This is a genomic window from Sporomusa sp. (assembly GCF_035561255.1).
GTDB lineage: Bacteria > Bacillota > Negativicutes > Sporomusales > Sporomusaceae > Sporomusa.
Map to the genome: position 1 here is coordinate 1 of NZ_DATMXX010000215.1, position 7,279 is coordinate 7,279.

The following is a 7,279-nucleotide window of genomic DNA, read 5'->3' on the forward strand; positions in this document are numbered from 1 at the left end:
CCATCATTTCATCACTCGGTCGCGGCATATAAACAACCACTGATGCTTGGTTCTGTCCTCTTGTCATTATTGTGACAAGTTATTTTTATGGCAACGCACCTATCATCTGCCGGATTTCATTGCACATTATTTTGGAATGGATACAGCAAGAATATTTTTTGCTTTTTTATAGAAATTCTACGCCTCGTCCCTTCATTTTACCTCCGTTAGCTATCCTGTCGCAAATCATCCAAGAACAGCGGATTGAGTACCTTCAGCATGTTTGGTACGCTCGTGTAGTGCAGTCACTAATTCGGTAGGAGCAGATAGGATAGCCCATATATTGGGGAATGGTGTACAGGACCACGCTGATGTCCTCTGCCAGCTGCTTTCTTTGCTTACCTGTGATGTTATACGGGATTGCCATTTTCATGTTCTGTGCCTTCTTATTTTCTGGTATGTGTATATTCGCTCTGAAGGCACATAATCTCAAATATTATTTGAGATTATCAAATTTATATTGAGATCTGCTTGTGCCGTGTTATACTGTTGTGCATAGGGTCTCATTAGAATTGGAGGTCTGATTATGGCGATCAGCTACAATAGACTCTGGAAACTGTTGATTGACAAAGGCATGAACAAAACGCAGCTGCTCAAAGAAGCAAAAATCAGCACAAACGCTTTGGCAAAACTCGGCAGGAATGAGAATGTCCGTGTTGATGTGCTTGCTAAAATCTGCGGCGTATTGGATTGCACGATGGACGATATTATGGACGTTATTCCCGATGCGGAGGAGAAACAATGATTGACTCGCAATCAAGGCGAAGGAAAACCGCCTACGGGTCGAATAAGAACCAATAAAGGAGGAAATTATGGCTGCAATACATGATCTGATCAATCAAATAGAAAATCCAGAGTTGCGTGCCCGCATTCAGCAGAAGATAGACCAGATGAATAAGCAGAAGAAATTCGGGCTTGTGTTTGAAGAGCATCTGCCGGAATGTACGCCGCTTTATGATATTCCTGTCAGGAAAGGAAGCACTGTTGCTCTCATGGCCGGCAAGGTAAACGAAACATATGTCGTGTTGAAGCTAAAAGATGAAACGGCGATTTGTCTGCCAAAAGGCGGCGGGGAACAATCGGAATTCCCGGTGGCAGATTTGGTGTCCGTTGCAGAGTTCGGCGAGGCAATTTATCCTTATCTGAAACCCATTGACAGCGTGTGCAACGCTCCCGATAGCGATTTGTGGCATACGCTGATTGAGGCGGACAACTATCACGCTTTGCAGCTGCTGGAGTACCTTTATGCCGGAAAGGTAGACTGCATCTATATTGATCCGCCTTATAACACTGGTGCAAAAGACTGGAAATATAACAATGACTATGTAGACAACGTCGATACATATAGGCACAGCAAGTGGCTTTCCATGATGCAGAAGCGGCTGAAAATTGCCAAGAAGCTGCTAAATCCGAAAGATTCCAAAATGATCGTCACCATTGATGAAAAGGAGTATCTACATCTTGGCTGCTTGCTGGAGGAGATGTTTCCAGAGGCAAGAATTCAAATGGTAGATAGCATTATTAATCGAAAAGGCGTTTCACATAAAGGGAAAAAAGGTGGCATGCAAAGAGAAGAAATAATCCAATTTTCAAGAGTCTCGGAATATATCTTTTTTATTATGTTTGGCAAGGCATCAGTCAAAAAAAATATATGTAATATGTTAGATTCACAGATGTTCGAATCAACTGGAGATGTAACTACTGAAAATGTTCAGTGGTTATCTATGTTGCGCCGAGGTGTTGCCTCCCAACGTGAAGATAAACCAAAACACTTTTACCCCATTATTGTAGATCCAAGAACATCTTCAATCGTCAACGTTGGTGAACCAATTCCTTTAGAGCAAAATCGTGCAAGTGTATTCATCCCTGAAGGGTTAACAGCCGTGTGGCCTATGCGCACTAATGGAAGTGAAGGCCGTTGGCAGCTTAAAAGAGAAACATTTGTTAACGCGCTTAAATCCGGAACAGCGAAGCTCGGAAGCTATAATAAAAAACAAGACAGGTGGGCGATCAATTATCTTAACGAAGGCACGATAGATGAAATAGAAAAAGGTTCAATAATTGTGGTTGGTAAGGACGATAAAGGTGCACTAATTCTAAAGCGTAAAGAAGATAAGTTGGTCGAGCCAAAATCTGTATGGAATCAAACATCCCATAACGCAAGCGAATATGGCTCAACATTATTAAATCGAATAATTGGAAAACGATTCAATTACCCAAAATCTCTTTATGCGGTTGAAGATGTACTTCGAATGTGTGTCGGAGATAAGCCAAATGCTATAGTGGTCGACTTCTTCGCTGGCTCAGGTACAACACTTCACGCTGTAAATCTTCTGAATACAGAAGACGGCGGACAACGCCGCTGCATTTTGGTTACAAACAATGAAGTTTCCGACGATGAGGCGAAAATGTTGGCAGAACAAGGCTATCAGCCTGGTGATGACGAATGGGAAAAGCTCGGTATTGCTCGCTATGTCACCTGGCCCCGCACAGTATGCAGCATTGAAGGGCACGATGTGAATGGTGAACCGTTGAAAGGCAATTACCTCGGCAGCGATATACCAATGGCAGACGGGTTCAAGGCAAATGCAGCCTATTTCAAGCTGAGTTTTCTAAATAAAACCGATGTTGCGTTGGGCAGGCAGTTCAAAGAGATGCTGCCCACGCTGTGGATGAAAGCCGGAGCACACGGCCCATGCCCCAAACATGTTGGAGAAGAAATACCCACCATGCTGGTACTGCCGGAGAATCGGCTTGCCGTAATGACAGAAGAAGCTGCTTTCCCGGAGTTTGAAGCAGCAGTAAATGCCCATCCGGAAATTGAAACGGTATATATCGTCACCGACTACGAGGCTGGGTACTGTGCCATGGCAAAGAATCTGAGTGCACCCAATACATATCAGCTCTATCGGGATTATCTCGATAACTTCAGAATCAATACCGGGAGGAACTGACCATGAAAGTTGAATTATTCCCGTTTCAGAAAAAAGCAGTAACCGACCTGCGTATGAAGGCAGCTGAGGCACTGGGCAGTTACCGGCGCACCCAAACCCCGCAGGTAGTCTCCCTGCAGGCGCCCACTGGTGCCGGAAAAACGCTCATCATGGCAGCCCTTGTTGAAGATATCTACTTTGGTACAGACCAATATGCCGAACAGCCGGAAGCTATCTTCGTCTGGCTGTCAGACTCTCCTGCGCTCAACGAGCAATCCAAGCAAAAATTCGATTTGAAGGCGGACAGGATTCGCTTTGGTCAATGTGTCACCATTGATGATGCATCCTTTGATATGGAAATGCTGGAGGACGGGCACGTCTATTTCCTTAATACGCAAAAGCTAGGAAAAGCCGGAAACCTTTGCAGACGTTCCGATACCCGCCAGCACACCATATGGGAAACGCTGGAGAACACAGCAAGGGAGAAAGCCGACCATTTGTACTTTATTATCGATGAAGCTCATCGCGGTATGCAAGGGAAGGAAGCCGGAAAGGCGACATCCATTATGCAGCGCTTTTTGAAAGGAAGTACGGAGTATCATCTTTCCCCTATGCCGGTTGTCATCGGTATCAGCGCCACAGCTGCCCGGTTCAATAAATTGGTGGGCGATACTAATTCCACGCTGCAAAAGTGTATTGTAACTGCTAACGATGTGCGTGCATCCGGTCTGCTGAAAGATCGGATCGTTATCACCTATCCAGACGACCCGGAAAAGAACAACGAGATGGCAGTTCTACAGGCTGCCACGGATGAATGGAAGTTAAAATGCGACCACTGGTATCAATACTCATACGAACAGCATTATAAACAGGTTAACCCGGTCTTTGTGATTCAGGTTCTCGCCGGAAGCGGTAAAAACGTTTCCGATACCAATCTGGACGATGTGATTGCCAAAATCGAGGAACGAATCGGCACGCAATTTAAAGAGAATGAGGTCGTACATACCTTTGGATCTACCTCCACACTGTTAATTAACGGTCTGCAGGTGCATCATGTGGAGCCGCCTGAGATCACAGATGACAAGCGCATCCGCGTAGTGCTGTTCAAGGAAAATCTCTCTACAGGCTGGGATTGTCCTCGCGCAGAAACCATGATGTCATTCCGACATGCAGTAGACGCCACATATATTGCACAGCTTCTCGGCAGAATGGTGCGTACACCGCTGCAGTGTCATATCCTTGTGGACGATTCCCTGAATGATGTGCGTTTATTCCTTCCCTATTTCAATATGAACACAGTCAAGAATGTGATTGATGAGCTGCAAAACACCGAAGGCGGAGAGATTCCCACTGTAATCGACGGAGAATCCATGGATCAGCCGGTCTATGTTCCATGGACAGTACATCCTCCTCGGCACAGAAACAACCAGCCGATAGAGGGACAGATGAATTTATTTCCGCAATCGGGAAACGCTGCTGCGGAAGCTCAACCATCTAATTTTCGGGAGTCTAATGCTACGAATGGTTATGCCATAACTGAATCGACAGATATCCCACAGCAACAGATCTATCCACAAAGTACTCCGACCCCTATGTTCCCGATCAAAACTGACAACGGCAAGCCAGACGAGTTCGTTTCGAATACCGGCGTTCAGATGAAACTTCCGAACTGCTACCTTAACAGAGAAGAAATCACGAAGTTTATCAATGATCAAGGATTGCTGACTTATTTGGTTCGTTCGGTAAAGATCAACAGCTATCTGAAATCACTTCTGAACCTTGCCAGCCTGCTTACGCAGACTAATATCTATCGGGACGCAGCCGTTGAAGTTAAAGACGATGTTACAAGCATGATTCGGTCCTATATCGAGTCGCTGCAAAGCACAGTAAAATATGATGAGCTTGCTTCGTGTGTGCTTTCCTTCAAGCTGTCTGTCCGCATCTTTGATGTGTTCGGAGAGCCCCTTGACAGCGGAATTGTTCACGATCTCTTTACTACATCCGAAAGCGACCTCGACCGGCAACTGCGTGTGGCCGATGCAAAGATTGGCGGGTACGGCTTCCCAAATGTATACGGAAATAGGTATTGTAATAACGATGACCCCAGTGTTTTCAAGGTCGATTGTATCTTATTCGCGGCTGATGATGACTGTATAACGAAGCTAAACAGGTACGCGAAAAAGAAATTCCATGCCTTGAACGACCAATATCGGAAATATGTTGTCAACAAATCCGAAAAGTGCAAAAAGCAGTATAGCGATATCATTGCAGACAGCGATGTCGTCAGTAAACACAATTTCACCCTGCCGGAAACGATCAATGTTCGTGTTGAGAAAGTTGGCAAGGAATATGATAACCACTTGTTTGCTGACGAAAAAGGTATTGCCGTCATCAAGCTCAACGGTTGGGAAGAAGGTGTTTTGGAAGAAGAAGCAAAACGACCAGATTTTGTTTGCTGGCTTCGAAACCCGCCGCGTGAGAAATGGTCGTTGTGCATTCCATATGAAATCAACGGAGAAATCAAAGCGACCTATCCTGATTTTCTGATTGTAAGAAGCGACCCGATTCTTACCTATGTCATTGACATTCTGGAACCGCACAATCCGGATTTCAAAGACAATCTTGGCAAGGCTAAAGGCTTTGCAAAATATGCGGAAGCAGAGCCTAAAATCGGGAGGATTCAACTGATTCGTACAGGTAAAGACCCGGCAGGAAAAATACGATTCAAACGTCTTGACCTGTCACAGGGAGCAGTTCGTGACAAAGTGCTGAAAGCACAGAATACCGACGAGCTCGATCATATTTTCGAAACGGATGGTATTTTTTGATATCTCTATCATTTCGGTCGAAAATTGCATTGTATGGCATCAGAAGACTAAAGGACGGTTGGTTCTGTCTTAAAAAAATTATTGAACTCAGGATGAAATAATCAATCGCATGCAAGCTTTATAGAACCGAGATAGTGCGATAAAGGTAAAAATGACTCAAAAGAACCGTCCCCTTGAGTCGTTCCATGCTGCCGAAACAGTTTCTGGCTTATGGTGATCAAAAGCAATTTTTCTTGTACAATTTCATTGATCTGCTGATCGTTGATGAAGCTGGCCAGGTTTCGCCTGAAATTGCCGCCGGAGTCTTCTCTCTGGCCAAGCGGGCTGTTGTTGTCGGCGACACTTACCAGATTGAACCGGTATGGAGCGTGAACTGGGCGCTGGACAAAGCATTGGCGTTATCGAATGGAGCCATCCAATCATTAGATGAGTTCGAAGTGCTGGAGCGAGCCGGTCTCACTAGTTCGAATTCCAGTGTTATGAAGGTAGCGGCAAAATGCTGCCACTATGAGAAGTTTGCAGCGAAGGGCCTGTTCCTTAGCGAACATCGCCGTTGCTATGATGAAATTATCGACTATTGCAACGTTCTAATCTATAAAGGCAACCTGCAACCCATGCGGGGCAAAGGGAAACAGGACCGGAAACGCGCCATCGGTCAATGGCCGCAAATGGGTTTCAAACAAATTGATTCCCTGCATTCAACTAAAAAAGGGACCAGCAGGTTTAACCAGTTGGAAGCAGAGCAGATTGTAGCGTGGTTGCAGGCGAACTATGCTTTTATAGCGGCTACTTATCCGGAAGAAAAACAGGAAAACCTGATCGGGATTATCACTCCGTTTAAAGCCCAGGCTAAATGCATCGAACTGGAACTAAAGAAAAAGCTGCCCGAACACTACTCAGCAATTAGCGTTGGCACAATACACACCTTTCAGGGAGCGGACCGCAGAATTATTATTTTGTCTACCGTATATGGCAAACAGGACGGATGCTTTTTTATTGATGCAAATAAGAGCCTTATGAATGTGGCGGTATCCCGTGTCAAAGACCATTTCTTCATGTTCGGGGATCTCCATTGCTTGAAAGATGTACAGAATAGCGCAAGTGGGTTGCTTAAGAAGTGTGTTGGAGCAGCGGAGCTTGTGGTGTGAGGCATGGTAGTGTAACGGCCGCTTATACCGTCACTGCAGAGGATTGCCGTAAGCACAGTTTAGAGGTTTCTTATCCCAGTTGTCATGCCACGGAAACAAATAAAATTGGGACAAGGTTCCTGTCCCCTTGTCCCTTGAGAACCACCACTGATTTATCACATTCATGAAAAAGGGGGAGACAGTTATGGCACATAAAACTTTTATTTCTTACAAGTATAGTGAGGCGCAAAAATTAAGAGACGACATCATAAAAGCTCTTGGTGATGATGCACATTATTATCAAGGAGAAACTAGTGATTCTCCAGATTTAACAGATACAACTACTGAAAAC

The 7,279-nt window shown here is 45.0% G+C and carries 4 protein-coding genes; all 4 read left to right on the top strand.

Features of this window, described 5'->3' with window-relative positions; translation table 11 throughout:
* Window positions 1-565: 565 nt before the first annotated feature.
* The 4 genes from VN379_RS11765 (at window position 566) to VN379_RS11780 (ending at window position 6,948) form a co-directional block, all read left to right on the top strand.
* Complete coding sequence (locus VN379_RS11765; protein ID WP_325534022.1) at window positions 566-784, top strand: helix-turn-helix transcriptional regulator; 219 nt, start codon at window positions 566-568, stop codon at window positions 782-784.
* A gap of 67 nt (window positions 785-851) precedes the next feature.
* Complete coding sequence (locus VN379_RS11770) at window positions 852-2,993, top strand: site-specific DNA-methyltransferase (RefSeq protein WP_325534025.1); 2,142 nt, start codon at window positions 852-854, stop codon at window positions 2,991-2,993.
* A 2-nt stretch (window positions 2,994-2,995) separates the two neighbouring features.
* Window positions 2,996-5,800: a DEAD/DEAH box helicase gene (locus VN379_RS11775; protein WP_325534027.1), complete on the top strand. Its 2,805-nt coding sequence runs from the start codon at window positions 2,996-2,998 to the stop codon at window positions 5,798-5,800.
* Between the two features lie 185 nt (window positions 5,801-5,985).
* Window positions 5,986-6,948, top strand: a complete 963-nt coding sequence (locus VN379_RS11780) for a DEAD/DEAH box helicase (RefSeq protein ID WP_325534029.1) — start codon at window positions 5,986-5,988, stop codon at window positions 6,946-6,948.
* Window positions 6,949-7,279 lie beyond the last annotated feature (331 nt).

Excerpts from the sequence above, each read along its gene's own strand:
- VN379_RS11765 (WP_325534022.1), top strand. The coding sequence starts at position 566 with ATGGCGATCAGCTACAATAGACTCTGGAAACTGTTGATTGACAAAGGC.
- VN379_RS11770 (WP_325534025.1), top strand. The coding sequence starts at position 852 with ATGGCTGCAATACATGATCTGATCAATCAAATAGAAAATCCAGAGTTG.
- VN379_RS11775 (WP_325534027.1), top strand. The coding sequence starts at position 2,996 with ATGAAAGTTGAATTATTCCCGTTTCAGAAAAAAGCAGTAACCGACCTG.
- VN379_RS11780 (WP_325534029.1), top strand. The coding sequence starts at position 5,986 with ATGCTGCCGAAACAGTTTCTGGCTTATGGTGATCAAAAGCAATTTTTC.